19 protein-coding genes are annotated in these 19,530 nt (G+C 73.1%); 13 read left to right on the plus strand and 6 right to left on the minus strand.

The window, feature by feature from the left end; all coding sequences use genetic code 11:
* Positions 1–21: 21 nt before the first annotated feature.
* Positions 22–1,803, minus strand: a complete 1,782-nt coding sequence (locus ABZO31_RS27295) for a 3-hydroxyacyl-CoA dehydrogenase family protein (RefSeq protein ID WP_406863943.1) — start codon at positions 1,801–1,803, stop codon at positions 22–24.
* 323 nt (positions 1,804–2,126) lie between these two features.
* On the opposite strand from ABZO31_RS27295, the gene ABZO31_RS27300 reads away from it, so the two are divergent.
* Complete coding sequence (locus tag ABZO31_RS27300) at positions 2,127–2,723, plus strand: HEAT repeat domain-containing protein (RefSeq protein WP_406865492.1); 597 nt, start codon at positions 2,127–2,129, stop codon at positions 2,721–2,723.
* 47 nt (positions 2,724–2,770) lie between these two features.
* On the opposite strand, the gene ABZO31_RS27305 is transcribed toward ABZO31_RS27300, so the two are convergent.
* On the minus strand, positions 2,771–4,411 hold the full coding sequence (locus ABZO31_RS27305; RefSeq protein ID WP_406863944.1) for an alpha/beta hydrolase: 1,641 nt from the start codon (positions 4,409–4,411) through the stop codon (positions 2,771–2,773).
* Between the two features lie 73 nt (positions 4,412–4,484).
* On the minus strand, positions 4,485–5,513 hold the full coding sequence (locus tag ABZO31_RS27310; RefSeq protein ID WP_406863945.1) for an Rv2578c family radical SAM protein: 1,029 nt from the start codon (positions 5,511–5,513) through the stop codon (positions 4,485–4,487).
* 160 nt (positions 5,514–5,673) lie between these two features.
* Here ABZO31_RS27310 and ABZO31_RS27315 point away from each other — a divergent pair, with 160 nt between their 5' ends.
* The 8 genes from ABZO31_RS27315 (at position 5,674) to ABZO31_RS27350 (ending at position 14,247) form a co-directional block, all read left to right on the plus strand.
* The gene (locus tag ABZO31_RS27315; protein WP_406863946.1) at positions 5,674–6,117 is read left to right on the plus strand and encodes an SRPBCC family protein; all 444 of its coding nucleotides are present in this window, start codon (positions 5,674–5,676) and stop codon (positions 6,115–6,117) included.
* A gap of 189 nt (positions 6,118–6,306) precedes the next feature.
* The gene (locus ABZO31_RS27320) at positions 6,307–6,429 is read left to right on the plus strand and encodes a hypothetical protein (protein ID WP_406863947.1); all 123 of its coding nucleotides are present in this window, start codon (positions 6,307–6,309) and stop codon (positions 6,427–6,429) included.
* A 149-nt stretch (positions 6,430–6,578) separates the two neighbouring features.
* A complete protein-coding gene (locus ABZO31_RS27325; protein ID WP_406863948.1) occupies positions 6,579–6,926 on the plus strand; it encodes a hypothetical protein in 348 nt (115 codons plus the stop codon).
* A gap of 80 nt (positions 6,927–7,006) precedes the next feature.
* The gene (locus ABZO31_RS27330; RefSeq protein ID WP_406863949.1) at positions 7,007–7,840 is read left to right on the plus strand and encodes a M55 family metallopeptidase; all 834 of its coding nucleotides are present in this window, start codon (positions 7,007–7,009) and stop codon (positions 7,838–7,840) included.
* Positions 7,833–9,173, plus strand: coding sequence for a M20/M25/M40 family metallo-hydrolase (locus ABZO31_RS27335; protein ID WP_406863950.1), 1,341 nt, complete (start codon positions 7,833–7,835; stop codon positions 9,171–9,173). The genes ABZO31_RS27330 and ABZO31_RS27335 overlap by 8 nt, the downstream gene beginning before the upstream one ends.
* 49 nt (positions 9,174–9,222) lie before the next feature.
* Positions 9,223–11,211, plus strand: coding sequence for a prolyl oligopeptidase family serine peptidase (locus ABZO31_RS27340; protein ID WP_406863951.1), 1,989 nt, complete (start codon positions 9,223–9,225; stop codon positions 11,209–11,211).
* Entirely contained in the window at positions 11,208–12,155 is a 948-nt protein-coding gene (locus ABZO31_RS27345) for a S66 peptidase family protein (protein ID WP_406863953.1), read from the plus strand. The genes ABZO31_RS27340 and ABZO31_RS27345 overlap by 4 nt, the downstream gene beginning before the upstream one ends.
* A gap of 301 nt (positions 12,156–12,456) precedes the next feature.
* The gene (locus ABZO31_RS27350; protein WP_406863954.1) at positions 12,457–14,247 is read left to right on the plus strand and encodes a CocE/NonD family hydrolase; all 1,791 of its coding nucleotides are present in this window, start codon (positions 12,457–12,459) and stop codon (positions 14,245–14,247) included.
* Here the strand turns inward: ABZO31_RS27350 and ABZO31_RS27355 are convergent.
* Both ABZO31_RS27355 and ABZO31_RS27360 read right to left on the minus strand, forming a co-directional pair.
* Complete coding sequence (locus ABZO31_RS27355; protein ID WP_406863955.1) at positions 14,244–15,350, minus strand: adenosine deaminase; 1,107 nt, start codon at positions 15,348–15,350, stop codon at positions 14,244–14,246. The genes ABZO31_RS27350 and ABZO31_RS27355 overlap by 4 nt on opposite strands.
* Before the next feature lie 99 nt (positions 15,351–15,449).
* Positions 15,450–16,178, minus strand: a complete 729-nt coding sequence (locus ABZO31_RS27360) for a GntR family transcriptional regulator (protein WP_406865493.1) — start codon at positions 16,176–16,178, stop codon at positions 15,450–15,452.
* 240 nt (positions 16,179–16,418) lie between these two features.
* Here ABZO31_RS27360 and ABZO31_RS27365 point away from each other — a divergent pair, with 240 nt between their 5' ends.
* The 4 genes from ABZO31_RS27365 to ABZO31_RS27380 all read left to right on the plus strand — a co-directional run bounded on the left by ABZO31_RS27365 (position 16,419) and on the right by ABZO31_RS27380 (position 19,144).
* A complete protein-coding gene (locus ABZO31_RS27365) occupies positions 16,419–17,846 on the plus strand; it encodes an MFS transporter (protein ID WP_406863956.1) in 1,428 nt (475 codons plus the stop codon).
* Positions 17,847–17,982: 136 nt separating this feature from the next.
* A complete protein-coding gene (locus tag ABZO31_RS27370) occupies positions 17,983–18,219 on the plus strand; it encodes a lipopolysaccharide assembly protein LapA domain-containing protein (RefSeq protein WP_406863957.1) in 237 nt (78 codons plus the stop codon).
* Between the two features lie 5 nt (positions 18,220–18,224).
* Positions 18,225–18,575: a hypothetical protein gene (locus tag ABZO31_RS27375; protein ID WP_406863958.1), complete on the plus strand. Its 351-nt coding sequence runs from the start codon at positions 18,225–18,227 to the stop codon at positions 18,573–18,575.
* Positions 18,576–18,601: 26 nt separating this feature from the next.
* Positions 18,602–19,144 (plus strand): GNAT family N-acetyltransferase, encoded by a 543-nt coding sequence (locus tag ABZO31_RS27380; RefSeq protein ID WP_406863959.1) that lies wholly within the window; start codon positions 18,602–18,604, stop codon positions 19,142–19,144.
* On the opposite strand, the gene ABZO31_RS27385 is transcribed toward ABZO31_RS27380, so the two are convergent.
* Entirely contained in the window at positions 19,128–19,460 is a 333-nt protein-coding gene (locus ABZO31_RS27385) for a DUF6204 family protein (RefSeq protein ID WP_406863960.1), read from the minus strand. The genes ABZO31_RS27380 and ABZO31_RS27385 overlap by 17 nt on opposite strands.
* Between the last annotated feature and the right edge of the window lie 70 nt (positions 19,461–19,530).

Raw genomic sequence — 19,530 nt, forward strand, 5'->3', positions numbered from 1 at the left:
CCGCCCCACGCCGTGTACGGGTCAGCGGCGGGCATATTCGCGGAAGCCGCGCCCCGTCTTGCGGCCCAGGCAGCCCGCGGCCACCAGATGCTCCAGGAGCGCCGCCGGGGCCAGGCCCTGGTCGCGGAACTCGCCGTGCAGCACCTGCTCGATGGCGAGCGAGACGTCCAGGCCGACCACGTCGAGCAGCTCGAAGGGGCCCATCGGGTAGCCCGCGCCCAGCTTCATCGCGGTGTCGATGTCGTCCATCGTGGCGTAGTGCGCCTCGACCATCTTGACCGCGTTGTTCAGGTACGGGAACAGCAGCGCGTTCACGATGAAGCCGGCCCGGTCGCCGCAGTCCACCGGGTGCTTCTTGATCTTCGTGGTGACCTCGCGGACGGTCGCGTGGACGTCGTCCGCGGTCAGCGCGGTACGGACGATCTCCACCAGCTTCATCGCCGGGGCCGGGTTGAAGAAGTGCATGCCGATGACGTCCTGCGGGCGCGAGGTGGCGCTGGCGCAGGCGACGACCGGGAGCGAGGAGGTGGTGGTGGCCAGCACCGCGCCCGGCTTGCAGATCTTGTCGAGCGTGGCGAAGAGCTGCTGCTTGATCTGCAGGTCCTCGGCGATCGCCTCGACCGCGAGGTCGACGTCCGCGAAGGACTCCAGCGAACCGGCCGGGGTGATCCGGGCCAGCGTCTCGTCGCGCGCCTCCGGGGTCATCCGGCCCTTGTCGACGGAGCGGCCCAGCGACTTGGCGATGAACGCCTTGGCCGCCTCGGCCTTCTCGTCGGAACGGGCGGCGAGGATCACGTCGTAACCGGCCTTGGCGAAGACCTCGGCGATGCCGGAGGCCATCGTGCCCGAGCCGGCGACGCCGACGGAGCGGACCTCACGGCCGGCGCCGCCGGTGGAGGACGCGGCCGGGGTCAGCGCGTCGGCGACCACGGTCGCGGAGCCGGGGGCCTCGTACGTGTAGAAGCCGCGGCCCGACTTGCGGCCGGTCAGACCCGCCTCGCTGAGCTGCTTCAGGATCGGCGCGGGGGCGTGCAGCCGGTCCTGGGACTCGGAGTACATCGCCTCGAGCACCGTACGGGCGGTGTCGATGCCGATCAGGTCGAGGACCGCGAGCGGGCCCATCGGGAGGCCGCAGCCCAGCCGCATGGCGGCGTCGATGTCCTCGCGGGAGGCGTACTTGGCCTCGTACATCGCCGCGGCCTGGTTGAGGTAGCCGAAGAGCAGACCGTCGGCGACGAAGCCGGAGCGGTCGCCGACCGCCACGGGCTCCTTGCCGAGGTCCAGGGCGAGCGAGGTGACGGCCTCGACGGCGGTCGGGGCGGTGAGCACCGAGGAGACCACCTCGACCAGCTTCATGGCCTGGACCGGGGTGAAGAAGTGCAGGCCCAGGACCCGCTCGGGACGCGCCGAGTCGGCGGCCAGCCGCGTGACGGACAGCGCGTTGGTGCCGGTGGCGATGATCGTGTCCGGGCGGACGATCGCGTCCAGCGCCCGGAACACCTCCTGCTTGGCCTCGTACGACTCGGGCACGACCTCGATGACGAGGTCGGCCTCGGCGGCGGCCTGCAGATCGGTGAAGGTACGGAAGCGGGCCAGGACGTCCTGCCGCTCCTCCTCCGTGATGCGCTCACGGCTCACGGCGCGGGCGGTGGAGGCCTCGAGGGCGGCGGTGGCGCGGGTGGCGGCGGCCTCGCTGATGTCGATGCCGATGACCTCGCGGCCGGCCCGGGCGAGCACGTCGGCGATGCCGGTGCCCATGGTGCCGAGGCCGACGACGGCGATGGTGGAGAGAGGGGTGTCCATCCGGGGACTCCAGGAAGTGAAGAGTGACGACTGAGGGCGGCGAATACGGAGCGCACGAACGCTCGGGAACACACGGGGCGCGGTCGCGGGAAGAGATGCGAGATGCGCGGGGAACGCGTGTGAAAAGAGCGACGGACCCTGTCCCGGAGTCACGCCGAAAACTGCCGAACCGACAAACTCGAACCCACAACGGCTGCGTCACCAGGCCGTGGTGGGAGGTGCGGGGGGTGGCCCGCTCACTTGAGATTAACTGCCGGGTAACGAGCGCGCCAGCCCTGATGAGTCCGGAAAATGTGATCTGGATCGCGGATACGCTGAACGCCATGGATATCGCTCGGGATCCCGAATTCCTATCGATGATCGATCGATTGCGGGAGGAGATCCAGGAGGAGCCGGAAGGCGTCCGCGCGGATTTCGAGGAACTCGTCACGACCGGGGACGAAAGGGAGTTCGCGCGCGTCCTGACCGCACCCGGGCAGCCGCTCTGGGCCCGGGAGCTCGCTTCCTTCCGGCTCGGACTCGCCGGTGACCCGCGCGCCTTCGAGGCCCTGGTGCTGCTCCTCAACCACCGCGATCCCGAACGCTGCGTCTCCGCCGCCTACGCCCTGACACGGCTCGGCGACCCGCGCACCGCGCGGGCCGCCGCCGCCCTCGCCACCAACGAACTCCGCGTCGCCTACGCGCTGCTGCCGGTCCGTCTGCTCGCCACGCTGCGCGCCCCCGAGTCCGTGCCCGCCCTGATCACCGTCCTGGAGCGGCGGCTGCAGGACGACGACCCGCACTGGCGGGTCGGCGTCGCCTGCGTCGAGGGCCTGGGCGCGCTGGGGGACCGGCGCGCCCGGCCGGTCCTCATGGAGGCCGTCCGGAACCCGCGGCTCGGCGGGGCGGCACGGACGGCGCTGCAGCGGATCGAGGGCTGAGCGCGAGGTGGTTCGCCCTCGGTGCCGGGGTCCGCGGGGCCGGATCCTCAGTGCCGGTGGCCGAGCAGCCGGTGCAGTGCCGCGCCGCCCGTGGCCGGGGCGGGGGCCGGAACCGCACGGGACTTCGCGGCCTTCTTCGCCGGCGCAGGCTGCGGGCCCGGGAGCGCCGGACAGACCGCGTCCGCCTCGCCGGAGCCCTCCGCCGCCCGCGGCACCGTGCCCGACTCCAGGTACCGCACCAGATGCGCGTCCAGGCAGGTGTTCCCGCCCAGCGTCACCGCGTGGTTCCCGCCGCCCTCCTCGACCACCAGCCGGGAGCCGCCCACCGCGCGGTGCAGGCTCACGCCGCCCTCGTACGGGGTGGCCGCGTCGTCCGTCGCCTGGAACAGCAGCATCGGCGGGACCTCGGCGTTCGTCACGTCGACCGGCGTGCGCGGCTCCACCGGCCAGAACGCACAGGGCGCGTTGTACCAGGCGTTGTTCCAGGTGGAGAAGGGCGCCTTCGCGTGCGCCAGCCAGTTGTCCGCGCGCCACACCCGCCAGTCGCGCGGCCAGGCCGCGTCCCGGCACTGCACGCTCGCGTAGACCGAGTAGCCGTTGTCGTCCGAGGCGTCGGACGCCCCCAGGTCCTCGTACGCGCCGATCAGCGGCGCGGTGTCCTTCTCGTTGACGTACGCGGCGAACGCCTCGGCCAGCTGCGGCCAGTACCCGTTGTAGTAGCCGCCCGGCAGATAGGTGTCCTCCAGCTCGGCCGGGCCGACCTTGTCCCCCGCCGGCACGGAGCGCAGCTCGTCGCGCATCCGGTACCAGGCGGCCTCCACGGCCGCCGGGTCGGTGCCGAGTCCGTACGCGGCGTCGTGCTCGGCCACCCAGGCCATGAAGGCCTTGTGCCGGGTGTCGAACGCGAAGTCCTGCGCCAGGTTGCCCCGGTACCAGACGCCCTTCGGGTCCACCATCGAGTCGAGCACGAACCGGCGCACCCGCTCCGGGTACAGCCTGGCGTAGACCGCGCCGAGGTAGGTGCCGTACGAGTAGCCGAAGTAGTTGACCCGCTCCGCGCCGAGCGCCCGGCGGATCGCGTCGAGGTCCTGCGCCGCGCTCACCGTGTCGATGTGCCGCAGCAGGGCCCCGTACTTGGTGCCGCACGCCTCCGCGAAGCCCCGGGCCCGCTCCAGCGCGGCGCTCTCGGTGGCGGCGTCGAGGGGCACGGACGCGTGGCGCACCGGCTCGAAGTGGCCGGGCCTGCAGTTCAGCGCGGGCTCGCTGCGGCCGACGCCGCGCGGGTCGAAGCCGATCACGTCGTACTGCGCGGCCAGCTTCGGCGGCAGCGAGGCGGCCACGAAACCTGCCATGCCCAGTCCGCTGCCGCCCGGGCCGCCGGGGTTGACCAGGAGCGGGCCCTGGGACGTCTTCGCGGTGTGCGGCACGCGGGAGAGCGCGAGCGAGATCGTCCGGCTCTTCGGGTCGGCGTGGTCCAGCGGCACCTTGAGCATGCCGCACTCCAGGCGGGGGTAGCGCGTGGAGCCGCAGCTCTTCCAGATCACCGGGGCGGCGGGGCGGGTCGTCGGGTCGTCGGCGGGCGTCGTCGTGGGGGTTTGCGGTGCCGGCGACGCGGACGCGGGCAGGGCGGTGACCGTCCCGGCCAGCAGCGCCCCCGCGGCGAACAGCACTCCTGCGCGTGGGTTCATAGGGCGTCCGTGCCCCGGGGGCCGGACGGAGGGACCTCTTCCGGCGAGAGTTGACCCCATAGGAGGAGGGCGATCAGAGCAGGGTGAGCTGCGTCGGGCCCGCGAGCGCCGGCGCGTCCGGCTCGGGTATGCGCCGGGCCGCGCCCCGATGCGCCGGTCCGATCCCGAACTCGGCGGCGAGCTCGTGCACCTGACGCGTGATCCGGCGCTGGTACCAGGTCGGGGCGTAGGCGCCGTCCGCGTACATCCGCTCGTACCGCCCCACCAGTCCGGGGTGGTGCTCGCGCAGCCAGGCCATGTACCACTCGCGCGCCCCGGGCCGCAGATGCAGCACGAGCGGGGTCACCGACGTCGCGCCGGCCTCCGCTATCGCGCGGACCGTCTCGCGCAGCTGCTCGGGGCGGTCGCCGAGGAAGGGGACGACCGGGGCCATCAGGACACCGCAGCCGATGCCGTGGCCGGTCAGCGTGCGCACCACGTCGAGCCGGCGCTGCGGCGAGGGGGTGCCGGGCTCGACCGTGCGCCACAGGTCCTGGTCCGTGAAGCCGACGGAGACGGAGATGCCGACCTCGGTCACCTCGGCGGCCTGCACCAGCAGGTCCAGGTCGCGCAGGATCAGCGTGCCCTTGGTGAGGATCGAGAACGGGTTGGCGTGGTCGCGCAGCGCCGCGAGGATCCCCGGCATCAGCCGGTAGCGGCCCTCGGCGCGCTGGTAGCAGTCCACATTGGTGCCCATCGCGATGTGCGCGCCCTGCCAGCGGCGGGAGGCGAGCTGGCGGCGGAGCAGCTCGGGGGCGTTGACCTTCACCACGATCTGGCTGTCGAAACCCAGGCCCGTGTCGAGGTCCAGATAACTGTGGGTCTTGCGGGCGAAGCAGTACACGCAGGCGTGCGTGCAGCCCCGGTACGGATTGACCGTCCATTCGAACGGCATCCGGGAGGCGCCCGGCACGCGGTTCAGGATCGACCTGGCCCGGACCTCGTGAAACGTGATCCCGCGGAACTCCGGGGTGTCGAACGTGCGCGTGCGGACCGCGTCCGTGCCGAACAGGACGGGGTCGGCGGTCGCGGCGGGCTCCTCGCCCAGATGGTCCCAACGCATGGACGCCTCCTCGGTAGCACTTCCTCGGCCCGGATCCGAGAATAGAACACTTGTTCCCTTGATCGCTGCAACCCCGATTTCGCGCGGCGCCGCACAGGTGATGGGATGGCCCCCGGTACCCCCGTACCGCCCGAGCACCCCGGAAGCTGGAGGAAGTGGAATGGCGCAGGTCGAGGCCACGACGGAACGGATCATCGCGGCGGACGCGGAGACCGTGTTCGATGCGCTGGCCGACTACCGGAACACCCGTGCGAAGCTGCTCCCCGAGCACTTCAGCGAGTACGAGGTCCGCGAGGGCGGCGACGGCGAGGGCAGCCTCGTCCACTGGAAGCTCCAGGCCACCAGCAAGCGCGTCCGCGACTGCCTCCTCGACGTCACCGAGCCCACCGACGGGCAGCTGGTCGAGAAGGACCGCAACTCGTCCATGGTCACCACCTGGACCGTCACCCCGGCCGGCGAGGGCAAGTCGAAGGCCGTCGTCACCACGGTCTGGAACGGCGCCGGCGGCATCGGCGGCTTCTTCGAGCGGACCTTCGCGCCCAAGGGCCTCGCCCGGATCTACGACGCGGTGCTCGAGAAGCTGGCCGCCGAGGTCGAGAAGTAACCCTCGCCCTCCGGCTCGCGTCACGGCCCGGCGCTCACCGGTTCGAGCGGTTCTCGCTCATGAACCGGGAGCGCCCCCGGTGCGCTCCCCGGGGCGCGGGAAAGCCGCTGACGGGCGCGCCAACTGCGCCCTCACGCCGGGTCGTTCACCCCGCCGTCGGCCCGCCGGCCGGACGGCACGTTCCGCTTCGTGGACCTGTCCTCCGGCGAGTACACGGTCGTCGCGGCGGGTTACCCGCCCATCGCCACGGTCCTGCAGGTCGCGAGCGGCGGCCGGACGGAACGCGACGTGCAGCTCGGGCACGAGGACTGAGCCTCAGGCACGAGCCGCGCAGCGAGCGGCTCCAGCCGCACCCGCTCTCCGTCGACCACCGGCCCCTCGAACACGAGAGTCATCGGGCCTTGCTCGCCGCCCGGCAAACCCCGTGTCATTCCCCTGCCGAGGCGGCTACGGTCGAGGGCGTGTGCGTCTACGCGATGACCTCCTACAAACTCCACTACGCCTGCGTCTCCTGCCGCGTCAGCTTCAAACGGCACCCGCCGGAGCCGGACACGCGGCACAGCTGCCCGAACTGCTCCGCCCCCCTCCTCTGCGCCGGCCACGACTTCGCCGCCCCGCCGCGCCGCGACACCCGCGCCTGGTCCGTGGTCGCCGCGCTCCTGGCCGAGGGCCTCCGCTACGAAGGCCGCACCACCTGTGGCTGCTCCCGCGAACCGAAACCCCGCCCCCGCAGCCGCGCGGAGCTCCGCGCGGACAGGACTGCCGCCGAACGGGCGGGCGTGCCGTTGGCGGAGTTGCTCGGAAGGTGACAGGCGCCGGGCCGGTCGACAAGGATGCCGTTCGGCGGCAGGCGGGTGTCCGGGCGGGACGGCCGGGGAACGGAAGTGGCATGAAGATCCTGATCAGTGCCGACATGGAGGGCGCCACCGGGGTCACCTGGCCGGGAGACGTGCTGCCGGGGACGCCGCAGTGGGAGCGGTGCCGGGGGATGTTCACGTCGGACGTCAACGCGGCGGCGCTCGGGTTCTTCGAGGGCGGGGCCGACGCGGTGCTCGTCAACGAGGCGCACTGGAGCATGCGGAACCTGCTCCTGGAGCGGCTGGACGAGCGGGTCGAGATGCTGACCGGGCGGCACAAGTCGCTGTCCATGGTCGAGGGCGTGCAGCACGGTGACGTGGACGGGATCGCGTTCGTGGGGTACCACACCGGGGCCGGGGCGGAGGGCGTGCTCGCGCACACCTATCTCGCCAACTCCATCACCGGCGTCTGGCTCGACGGGGTCCGGGCCAGTGAGGGGCTGCTCAACGCGCATGTCGTGGCGGAGTACGGGGTGCCCGTCGTGCTGGTCACCGGGGACGATCTGACCTGCGAGGACGCGCTCGGGTATGCGCCCGAGGCGCACAAGGTCGCCGTCAAGGACCATGTGTCGCGGTACGCCGCCGTCTGCCGGACGCCGAGTCGCACCTCCGCCGCCATCCGGGCCGCCGCCACCGCCGCCGCGGGCCTGGCCGTGCGCCACGAGCCGCTCGCCCGGGGGCCGCACACCGTCGAGGTCGAGTTCGACGCCGAGCATCTGGCCGCCGCCGCGACGGTGGTTCCCGGCGTGGCGCGTTCCGGCGAGCGCCGTGTCGCGTACACCAGCGCGACCATGTACGAGGGCATTCGCACGTTCAAGGCGGTCACCACGATCGTCTCCGCAGCAGTGGAGGAGCAGTATGGGTGAGCAGCAGGACCCGCAGTCGGTCGACGCCGTCGCGCTCGACGAGGTCGTGGCGTTCACGTCCGAGCTGATCCGGATCGACACCACCAACCGCGGCGGCGGCGACTGCCGCGAGCGGCCCGCCGCCGAGTACGTCGCCGAGCGGCTCACCGACGCCGGGCTCGACCCCGTCCTGCTGGAACGCACCCCGGGGCGCGGCAACGTCGTCGCCCGCATCCCCGGCACCGACCCCTCCGCCCCCGCCCTGCTCGTCCACGGTCATCTCGACGTCGTGCCCGCCGAAGCCGCCGACTGGACCGTGCACCCCTTCTCCGGCGAGGTTCGCGACGGCGTCGTCTGGGGCCGCGGCGCGGTCGACATGAAGAACATGGACGCGATGGTGCTCTCCGTCGTCCGCTCCTGGGCCCGCCAGGGCGTACGCCCCCGCCGCGACATCGTCCTCGCCTACACCGCCGACGAGGAGGACAGCGCCGCCGACGGCTCCGCCTTCCTCGCCGACCGGCACGCCGAACTGTTCGAGGGCTGCACGGAGGGCATCAGCGAGTCCGGCGCCTTCTCCTTCCACCCCGAGCCCGGCATCACCCTCTACCCCATCGGCGCCGGCGAACGCGGTACCGCCTGGCTGGAGTTGACGGCCCGCGGCCGCGCCGGACACGGCTCGAAGATCAACGACGAGAACGCGGTCACCCACCTCGCCAAGGCCGTCGCCCGCATCGGCGAGCACCACTGGCCGGTCCGGCTCACCGCCACGACCCGCGCCTGCCTCGCCGAACTCGCCGCCGTGTACGGGCTCGACGTCGACGTCCACGCCCCCGGCTTCGACCCCCTGCCGCTGCTCGACAAGCTGGGACGCGCCGCCGCCCTCGTCGCCCCCATCCTGCGCAACAGTGCCAACCCCACCATGCTCAGCGCCGGTTACAAGGTGAACGTCATCCCCGGCAGTGCCACCGCCCGCGTCGACGGACGCACCGTGCCCGGCGGCGAGGAGGAGTTCGCCGCCACCATGGACGAACTCACCGGGCCGCACGTCGACTGGGACTTCCACCACCGCGAGCCCTCGCTCGAAGCCCCGGTCGACTCCCCGACGTACGCCAGGATGCGTGCCGCGCTGGAGCACTTCGACCCGGACGGACACGTCCTCCCGTTCAGCATGGCCGGCGGCACCGACGCCAAGCAGTTCTCCCGACTGGGCATCACCGGCTACGGTTTCTCCCCTCTGAAGCTGCCCGTCGACCTCGACTACGGGGCGATGTTCCACGGGGTCGACGAGCGGGTGCCGGTGGAGGCCCTGCACTTCGGTGTCCGGGTGCTCGACCGGTATCTGCGGTCCGCCTGACGCGGACCCCGGGCAGTCAGTGACGCACCGAACGCACAGGGGAGTTGCGATGGTACCCACGGCGGCCTACGGCACCTGGCCGTCCCCGATCGACGCCCGTCTCACCGCCGCGCACGACGGCCGGCCCGAGTACCTGGACGCGGTCGGCGACGAACTGTGGTGGACCGCTCCCCGCCCCGCGGAGGGCGGCCGCCGGACGCTCGTGCGGCGCCGGACGGACGGCACGGAGGAGTCCGTGCTGCCGGAGCCGTGGAACGTGCGCAGCCGGGTCATCGAGTACGGCGGCCGGCCCTGGGCCGGCGCCGTGCGCCCCGCCGGCGGTCCGCTGATCGTCTTCAGCCACTTCCCCGACCAGCGCCTGTACGCCCACGAGCCGGACGGCGACGCCCCGCCGCGCCCGCTCACCCCGGTCTCCGGCCTCGGCGGCGGACGGCGCTGGGCGGACCCGGTGATCCACCTCGACCGTGGCGAAGTCTGGTGCGTCCTGGAGGAGTTCACCGGCGAGGGGCCCGGCGACGTGCGCCGCGTCCTCGTCGCCGTCCCCCTGGACGGCTCGGCCGCCGACGACCGCGGCGCCGTACTCGAACTCGCCGCCGAACGGCACCGGTTCGTCACCGGACCCCGGCTCTCCCCGGACGGCCGCCGTGCCGCCTGGATCGGCTGGGACCATCCGCGGATGCCCTGGGACGGCACGGAGGTGCTGCTTGCCGACGTCGGCGAGGACGGCGCCTTCCACGACGTGCGCACCGTCCTCGGCGGGCCCGAGGAGTCGATCCCGCAGGTCGAATGGGCCCCGGACGGACGCCTGTTGTACGTCGGCGACCGCAGCGGCTGGTGGAACCTGCACCGCTATGACCCCGCCCGCCCGGACGAGCCGCCGGTGGCGCTCTGCCCCCGTGAGGAGGAGTTCGGCGGCCCGCTGTGGCGGATCGGCCTCAGCTGGTTCCGCCCGCTGGCCGACGGGCTGATCGCCGCCGTCCACGGCAAGGGCGCCACCGCGCTCGGCATCCTCGACCCCGAGTCCGGCGAACTCGTCGACGCCGCCGGGCCGTGGACCGAATGGGACGCGTACATCGCCGTGCACGGCACCCGCGTCGTCGGCGTCGCGGCCAGCCCGCGCAGCGCGTACGAGATCGTGGAACTGGACACCCGCACCGGCCGGACCCGTGTGGTCGGCCGGGCGCACGACGACCCGGTCGACCCGGTGTACTACCCCGAGCCGCAGATCCGCACCTTCACCGGCCCCGACAACCGGGAGATCCACGCCCACGTCCACCCGCCGCACAACCCCGACCGGGTGGCGCCCGGCGACGAACTGCCGCCGTTCGTGATCTGGGCGCACGGCGGCCCCACCGGGCACGTGCCGCTCGTGCTCAACCTGGACATCGCGTACTTCACCTCGCGCGGCATCGGCGTCGCCGTGGTCAACTACGGCGGCTCCACCGGGTACGGCCGCGCGTACCGCAACCGGCTGCGCGAGCAGTGGGGCGTGGTCGACGTCGAGGACTGCGCCGCCGTGGCCGAGGCGCTGGCCGCCGAGGGCACCGCCGATCCGGCGCGGCTCGCCATCCGCGGCGGCAGCGCGGGCGGCTGGACGACCGCGGCGTCCCTGGTCGCCACGGACGTGTACGCCTGCGGGACGATCGTGTACCCGGTCATCGACCTGGAGGGCTGGGCCGGCGGCGGCACCCACGACTTCGAGTCCCGCTACCTGGACACGCTCATCGGCCCGTACGACGAGGTGCCGGCGCGTTACCGGGAACGCTCACCGGCGTCCGGGGTGAACCGGATCCGGGCGCCGTTCGTGCTGCTGCAGGGCCTCGACGACGTGATCTGCCCGCCCGCGCAGAGCGAGCGCTTCCTCGCCCGGATCGCCGGGCGGGGCGTCCCGCACGCGTACCTCGCGTTCCCGGGGGAGGGGCACGGCTTCCGCCGGGCGGACACCATGGTGCGGGCCCTGGAGGCCGAACTCTCCCTGTACGCCCAGGTCTTCGGGGTCGAGCGGCCGGACGTGCCGCGACTGGAGCTGAAGCCGTGAGTGCCGCCCCGCCGCTCGTCCCGCTGACCCGGCCCCGGCGGCTGCGCTCCGGTGACCGGGTCGCCGTCGTCGCGCCCAGCGGTCCGATCCCCGAGGAGCGGCTCGCGCGCGGCCTGGCGATCCTGCGCGGCTGGGGCCTGGAGCCGGTCGTCGCCCCGCACGTCCTGGACGCCCATCCCCGCCACGACTACCTCGCCGGCACGGACCGGGCGCGCGCCCGGGACCTCCAGGACGCCTGGTGCGACCCGTCGGTCGCCGCGGTGCTCTGCGGGCGCGGCGGCTACGGGGTGCAGCGCATGGTGGACCTCCTCGACTGGACGGCGATCCGCGCGGCCGGCCCGAAGGTCTTCGTCGGGTACAGCGACGTCACCGCGCTGCACGAGGCGTTCGCGCTGCGCGCCGGACTCGCCACCCTGCACGGGCCGATGGTCGCGGCGGCGACCTTCCTCGACGACGCGCCCACCCAGGAGCACCTGCGCGCCACGCTCCTGGAGCCCGAGTCGGTCCGCACCGTGCCCGCCCTCAAGACCGCCCGCACCCTCGTCCCCGGCCGGGCCCGCGGTGTCACCTTCGGCGGCTGCGCCTGCCTGCTCGCCGCGGGTCTCGGCACGCCGGACGACCGGCCCACCGGCCGCGGCGGCCTGCTGCTCCTGGAGGACGTGGGGGAGGAGCCGTACCGTCTCGACCGCATGCTCACCCAACTCCTGCGCGCGGGACTGCTGGAGGGCGTGACCGGGATCCTGCTCGGCTCGTGGGAGGAGTGCGGCCCGTACGGCGAACTCCACGCCCTCTTCGAGGACCGCCTCGCGGGGCTCGGCGTCCCGGTGGTCGAGGAGTACGGCTTCGGGCACTGCCCGAGCACGCTGACGATCCCGCTGGGCGCCGCGGCTGCCTTCGACGCGGACACGTGCACGCTGACGCTGGACGCCCCGGCGCTGGACTGACGGCGGGGGCCGCGCCCCGTGCGGCCGGTGGACGTCTCCACTTCGCCCGCGGCCGGTGTACGGCGGCTTAAGCGCTGCCCTTCGACGGCCGGACACGGCTGCCGACGCGCCGCGCGTCGGTCCGGACCGTCGCCGGTGGGAGGTCCGGCACACCTGGACCCCGGCGCCCTCGCCTTCACTGAATCTCCGTCAACTCCCACTGTCCGACGCGTTGACGCTGCCCTGACACGTGTCACACCATGAGGCCGCCCGCTGCCCTACCGGTCGGTACGTCGGCCGGCGAGTGATCCGTGTCGTCCGCATGGAGGTACCCGTGTCCCGTACCGTGCCCCGCACTCGCAGAGCCCTCGCGCTCGCCGCCGCAGCCGCGCTGGCCGGCCCGCTCGCGCTCGCCGCGCCGGCAGCGGCGGCCGAAGACGGCTCGTACACCGTCACGCCCCTGACCTTCACCGTCCGCGCCGGTGACCGGACCTGCGCCGTCGACGCCGACCTGTACCGGCCCGCCGGCGCGGACGCCGCGCACCCCGCCCCCGCCGTCCTCACCACCAACGGCTTCGGCGGCAGCAAGTCCGACGGCTCGACCGCCGCGGCGGGCAAGGCCTTCGCGGCGCGCGGCTACGTCGCCCTCGTCTACTCCGGCCTCGGCTTCGGCAAGTCGGGCTGCCTGGTCTCGCTCGACGACCCGCGGATCGACGGCCGGGCCGCCGCCCGGCTCCTCGACTTCCTCGGGGGCACCGGCGCCGCCGACGACGGCACCCGCGTCGACTACGTGCTCCGCGACGGCACGGGCGACCCCCGGGTCGGCATGATCGGCGGCTCGTACGGCGGCGCGATCCAGCTCGCCACCGCCTCCGTCGACCCCCGGCTCGACGCCCTCGTCCCGCTCATCACCTGGAACGACCTGGCCTATTCGCTCGCGCCCAACAGCGCCGACCGGACCACCCCCGGCGTCTTCAAATGGCAGTGGGCGAACGGCTTCTACCTGATCGGAGAGGGCCAGCCGCTGCTTTCGCCCTCCCTCGACCCGTCCCGGATCAACTCCCTCGGCTGTCTGCACTTCGTCAGCGACGCCTGCGACACCGTCCGTCTGCTGAACTCCGGCCGCTACCCCGAGGCCGAGTCCCGCGACATGCTCGCGTTCGCGCGCAGCGTGTCGCCCGTCTCGTACCTGCACCGCGTCAAGGCGCCGACCCTGGTCGTCCAGGGCCAGTCCGACAGCCTGTTCAACCTGAACGAGGCCCGCGACACCTACCGGCAGCTGCGCCGGCAGGGCGTCCCGGCCAAGCTGATCTATCAGTCCTGGGGCCACAGCGGCGGCCTCACCGACCCGGCCTCGGGCGAACTCAACCTGGGCCAGGGCAATCTGGAGACCAGTTACGTCGGGAAGCGCATCCTCACCTGGTTCGACCGATACCTGAAGAAGCGTCAGAGCGTCGACACGGGGCCCACGTTCGCGTACTACCGGGACTGGACGAGCGGGTACGGCACCGCCCCCTCCGTCCCCGCGCTCAGCCAGAAGCTGTACCTCTCCGGCGACGGCAAGCTCGTCGACAACCGCGCCAAGGTCGCCCGCGGCTCCCGTCAGTACGCCAACTGGCTGGTGCCGACGAGCCATTCGGAGTCGTCGCTCGCCGGGATGATCGGACTGCCCGACCCGAAGCCGTACGACATCCGGGGCACGTACCTCGACTGGACGAGCGCCCCGCTCACCGCGCCCGTCGACCTCGTGGGCGCGCCGAAGGCCACCCTGAAGGTGATCTCGCCGAAGACCGAGCGGGTCCAGCACTCCGGCGACGCCGCCGACAAACTGGTCCTCTTCGCCAAGGTCTACGACGTGGCCCCCGACGGCACGAAGACCCTGGTCAACCGGCTGGTCGCGCCCGTACGCGTACCGGACGTCACCCGGCCGTTCACGGTCGAACTGCCCGGCATCGTGCACCGCTACGAGACCGGCCACCGGCTGCGGTTCGTGATCGCGGCGAGCGACACGGCGTACTTCGGCAACCGCGGCGTCAAGCCGGTCACCGTCACCAGCGCCCCCGAGGACACGGGGACGCTGGAACTGCCCCTCGTCCGGGGCAGGGTGGGCTAGGGCCTGGCCGGACGGCCCTGGAGCGCCGCGTACCCCGGGCGGACGACCTCGTCGATCAGCCGCTGCCGCTCCGGCAGCGGCAGGAAGGCGGCCTCGAGCGCGGCGACGGTGAACTCCTCGAAGACCTCCGCGCCGTAGCCGAAGGCGTTCGCCATGTGCTGGAACTCCTCGCTCATGGTGGTGCCGGAGACCAGCCGGTTGTCCGTGTTGAGGGTGATCCGGAAGCCGAGCCGGCGCAGTTCGTCGATCGGGTGCGAGGCGTAGTCCTTCGCCGCGCCCGTCTGCAGGTTGGAGGTCGGGCAGACCTCCAGGGCGATCCGGTTGTCGCGGACGTACGCGGCCAGGCGGCCCAGCGTGCCGTCCTCGGCGATGTCGTCCGTGATCCGCACCCCGTGGCCTATCCGCTCGGCGCCGCAGACCTGCACGGCCTCGTGCACCGACTCGGCGCCGACGGCCTCGCCCGCGTGGATCGTGTAGTGGCAGTTCTCCCGCTTCAGGTGCTGGAAGGCGGGCAGGTGGCGGGCAGGCGGGTTGCCGATCTCGCCGCCGGCGATGTCGAAGCCGGCCACGCCCTTGTCCCGGTGCGCCACGGTGAGCTGCGCGATCTCCAGAGAGCGGTCGGTGTGCCGCATGCCGGTGAGCAGGGCGCGGACGGTGATCCGCCCGCCCGCGCGACGCTCGCCCTCGCGGAAGCCCGCGTTCACGGCCTCCACGACCTCGTCGAGGGTCAGCCCGCCCTCCAGGTGCTGCTCGGGGGCGTACCGGATCTCCGCGTACACGACACCGTCGGCCGCCAGGTCCTCGGCGCACTCGGCCGCGATCCGCTCCAGCGCCTCGCGGGTCTGCATCACCGCGCAGGTGTGCGCGAAGGTCTCCAGGTACCGCTCCAGGGAACCGGAGTCGGCGGCGTCCCGGAACCAGACCGCGAGCTCGGCCGGGTCCTCGGTGGGCAGCGCGGTGTAGCCGCAGGCCCGGGCCAGTTCGACGATGGTGGCGGCGCGCAGCCCGCCGTCCAGGTGGTCGTGCAGCACGGCCTTGGGGGCGCGGCGGATCCACTCGGCCACGGGGGCGGAGGCGGCGACGGAGTTGTCAGACAAGTGCATGGCGCGGAAGTGTACGGCAACGGGGGAGGGAGCGCTGTGACGGTGACGACAGGGTGGGCTACGCAGCCGGGACAGAGGCCCCGCAGCCGGGGCGCGGCCTCAGTTCGACTGGAGGAGGGGCAGCGCCGGGGCGCCCGTGGGCAGCATGTGCTTGGCCGCCAGGATCGGCACGTCGTCCACCCGGACCACCTGTGTGACCAGCACCGCCGGGGTGTCGGCCGGCCGCGCCAGCTGCTCGCCCCGGCGCTGCCCGAGCAGCGTCGCCGTGACGCTGCTGTGCGCGCTGAGCCGCACGTCGCGGGAGGCGGCGGTCAGGACGGCGAGCATCGAGGTGCGCTCCGGCGCGGCCGCGGTGCGCAGCGCCTCGGCGAACGCGGGGTGCGCCCGGTCCAGTACGTCGTCGGCGGCCGCCCACTCCTGGCTGAGCGCCGCCGCGATGCCCTCGCCGGTCAGCAGCGATTCCCAGAACCGCAGCTCCGCGCGGGCCGGGGCCAGCAGGTGCTGGGTGGTGAAGTCGGTCGGTTCCTCGACCGCCCGCAGCAGGGCCCGGACGCGCAGCGGTCCGCCCGCGCCGATCAGCTCCTCCAGCGGCTGGACGTGCTCGAAGCCGCGCCGCGGCGGCCGGTCGTTGACCGTCCGGCCGACCCCGCGGCGCACCGTGAGCAGCCCGTCCTCCTGGAGCAGCAGCAGCGCCTCGCGCAGCGCGGGGCGGCTGACGCCCAGCTCGGCGGCGAGCCGGGGCTCGGAGGGGAGGGTGGAACCGGGCGGGTAGGTGCCGTCGTGCAGGGCGTCGGCGATGCGCTCGTACAGCACCACGACCGGCCGCATGCGCCGGCCGCCGGCGTTGCCGCCCCCGCTGCCGGATCCGTTGACGCTTCCGCTTCCGCTGACTGCCACAGGCCCTGCTCCTCCCACTTGTCGGCAAGCTAATCCCACGAGCGGCCGCCGGGCAATGTCTGGCACATCTCACAGACCAGGGTGACTTGACGTTTTACGCGCGTAGAACCGAACCTGTCTCCGCATCGCTTGTCTGACAAGCTCGAAACGGACGAGGCAAAGGGGCCCGACATGTCCACCCGATCCGATCTCGCGGGCCGCGGGCCGCTGCTCCTGGCGCTGGTTCTCGCCGTGCTCGGCTACCAGATCAACGCCACGATGCTGAGCCCCGCCCTGCCGGACGTCATCGAGCGCCTCGAGACGAGTCCCGCCGCCGCGGGCCTCTCGCAGACGCTGTTCTTCCTGATGGCGGCGATCGGTCAGGTCACCCTCGCCCGGCTCGGCGACCTGCGCGGCCGCAAGCCGATGATGCTGCTCTGCGCGGGCGTGCTGATCCTCGGCAACCTGCTCTGCGTCTTCGCGCCGAACATCGAGGTCTTCATCGCGGGCCGCGTCCTCCAGGGCGTCTCCGCGGCGATGTTCACCCTGGCCTTCCTCACCCTGAACCAGCTGCTCACCCCGGCCGGCTTCGGCAAGGCCGCGGGCATCATCACCGCCGTCAACGGCGGCCTCGCCGGCATCGACGCCATCGCCGGCGGCCAGATCGCCGACACCATCGGCTTCCGAGGGATCTTCGTCTGCTCCACCGTGATCGCCATCGCGGGCCTGCTCCTCGTCCGCAAGCACGTCCCGGACACCCGGCCGGCCACCGCCGGCGGCCGCTTCGACGCCCGCGGCATCACCGCCCTCGCGCTCGGCCTCACCGGCGTCCTCGTCGGCCTCGCCCAGGGCGCCGCCTGGGGCTGGACCTCCGCGCTCACCCTCGGCTTCCTGCTCGGCGGCGTCGCCTCGCTGGTCTTCTTCGTGGTCTCCCAGAAGAGCGCCGCGGACCCGGTCATCGACATCGCGGTGCTCGCCTCCCGCCGCGCCTGGCCGCTGCTGCTCACCACCGTCTGCACCCTCGGCGGCGCGTTCGGCGCGGTCGCCCTGACCATCCCGCTCTTCTCGCAGGACGCCCGGGTCGGCCTCGGCCTGTCGGCGGTCACCGCCGCCGTCCTCTTCCTCACCCCGATCCAGCTCATCGGAGTGATCTCCGCCCCGCTGACCGGCCGGATCGGCCCGCGGATCGGCTGGCGCAGGATCGTCGTCGCCGGCGCCGTCGCCAACTTCGCGCTCTTCCTCGTCGCCACCCTCTTCCTGCAGCACGAGTGGATCCTGATCGCCGCGCTGGCCGCGCTCGGCGTCACGTACGGCGGCTTCATGCTCACCGGCCTCAACGGCCTCGCCGTCACCAGCGCCCCGAAGGACAAGCCGGGCTCGCTCTCCGGTCTGAACGGTGCCTGCTTCGGCATCGGTGCCTCCCTCGGCATCGCCCTCGCCTCCGCGATGATCACCGCGGGCAGCGACGCGGGCGGCCCCACCACGGCCGGCTACCAGAACGCCATGTACACGGCCCTGGCGCTGCTCGGCGTCGGTGTCGTCACCGCCTTCCTGATCAAGCGGCCCGACCCGGCCGAGGCCCCGGCCGAGGAGCCGCAGCGGGTGCTCGTCCACCACTGACGGGCCCGCACGCCCCGGCCGGGCCCGCCGGGCATCACCCGTACGGCTCCGCCCACCGCCCCCGTACGGACCGGATCCGCGCATCCTGGTCTGAACACACGGGGGCAGTGGTGCAGGACGGACGAGAGGGCGGCCCATGGGTCCCAAGGAGACATCGGACGCGGGACGCAGCGGCGGCGTCACCTCGGGCCGGATCGCGATCGCGGTCCTCATCGTCCTCACGCTGATCCTCATCTTCGAGAACACCACCCGGGTGGAGATCCGCCTGCTGATCCCGCTGGTCACCATGCCGCTGTACCTCGCGCTGCTCGGCACCGCGCTGATCGGGGCCGTCTGCGGCTGGTACGGCGCGACCCGGAGGCGGCGCCGGTGAGGCGCGTGGCAGCGGTCTGCGCGATCACGGTCGTCGCCCTCGCGGTGGTCGTGGCCGGGACGGCCGAGCAGACGGACGAGGACGACGAGGCCGGGACACGGACCCCGCCGCAGCCCATGCCGGACCTCACCGGGCGCAGCCTGCTGCGTGCCTTCGCCGCCCTCGACCACCGCACCCGTGTGCACGTCCACGACGCGAGCGGCGGCGACCGGCGCGTCCTGTGGCCCCCGCGCTGGACGGTCTGCACCCAGTACCCCCTGCCCGGCGCGAGCGGCGGCACGGGCGGCAGCGTCACCCTCGGCGTCGTGAAGCGGACCGAACGGTGCCCCTCCCGGGTCCTGGAGTCCCGCCGCTGAGCGCTCCGCCCGCCTAGTCTGAGCCCATGGCCGATGATCATGAGTCGTACACCGTCGTCGGGGAGCGGGTCGCCCTGCGCCCCTACTCCGCATCCGACGCCGAGGAGTTCACCGCGGCGGCCCGCGACAGCCGCGCCCTGCACCGGCCCTGGCTGTTCCCGCCGGAGACGGCCGAGGCGTACGCGACGTACCGGCGCACCCTCGACGAGGACCCCGCGCGGCTCGGCCTGCTGGTCTGCGAACGCGCCGCGGCGGGGCGGATCGCCGGCTTCGTGAACATCAACAACATCGTCCGCGGCGCCTTCCGCAACGGCGCCCTCGGCTACGGCGCCTTCGCCCACGCGGCCGGGCGCGGACTGCTCGGCGAGGGGCTCGGACTGGTGGTCCGGCACGCCTTCGGCCCGCTGGAGCTGCACCGGCTCGAGGCGAACATCCAGCCGGGGAACGCGGCGTCCCGCGCCCTCGTCATGCGGTCCGGATTCCGGCTCGAGGGCTACTCGCCCGCGATGCTCTTCATCGACGGCGCCTGGCGCGACCACGAACGCTGGGCGATCACCGCTTGCGATTGATCTTCATGGTGTCGAGGTCCGTCACCGTGGACCTCAGGTCCCGGTAGCCGTGACCCAGTGCGCGCAGCGCGCCTTCCACCCGGTCCTCCGCGAGGGCCGCGGCCATCTCCTCGCCGTCCTCCGCGTCCGAGCGGACCACGACGCGGTACGAGAAGTGCTGCAGCGCCCGGTCGTACGCGAGGGCGCCCTCCTCCGTGAAGCGCAGCGCCGACAGGCCGTGGTCGTCCACCTCCGCGAGGAGCCGGGTCCGGCTGTCCTGCGACAGCGCGTCCCACCTGCCGCGCACGATCACCCGGTAGGTGTGCTGGGTGCTCATTCCTGCGTCCTCACGTCGTCCGGGCACGAAGGCCCCACCCTACGAAGCCGCCGCCCGCCCGGCACCGCAA

This window comes from Streptomyces solicamelliae, from assembly GCF_045348655.1.
GTDB lineage: Bacteria > Actinomycetota > Actinomycetes > Streptomycetales > Streptomycetaceae > Streptomyces > Streptomyces solicamelliae.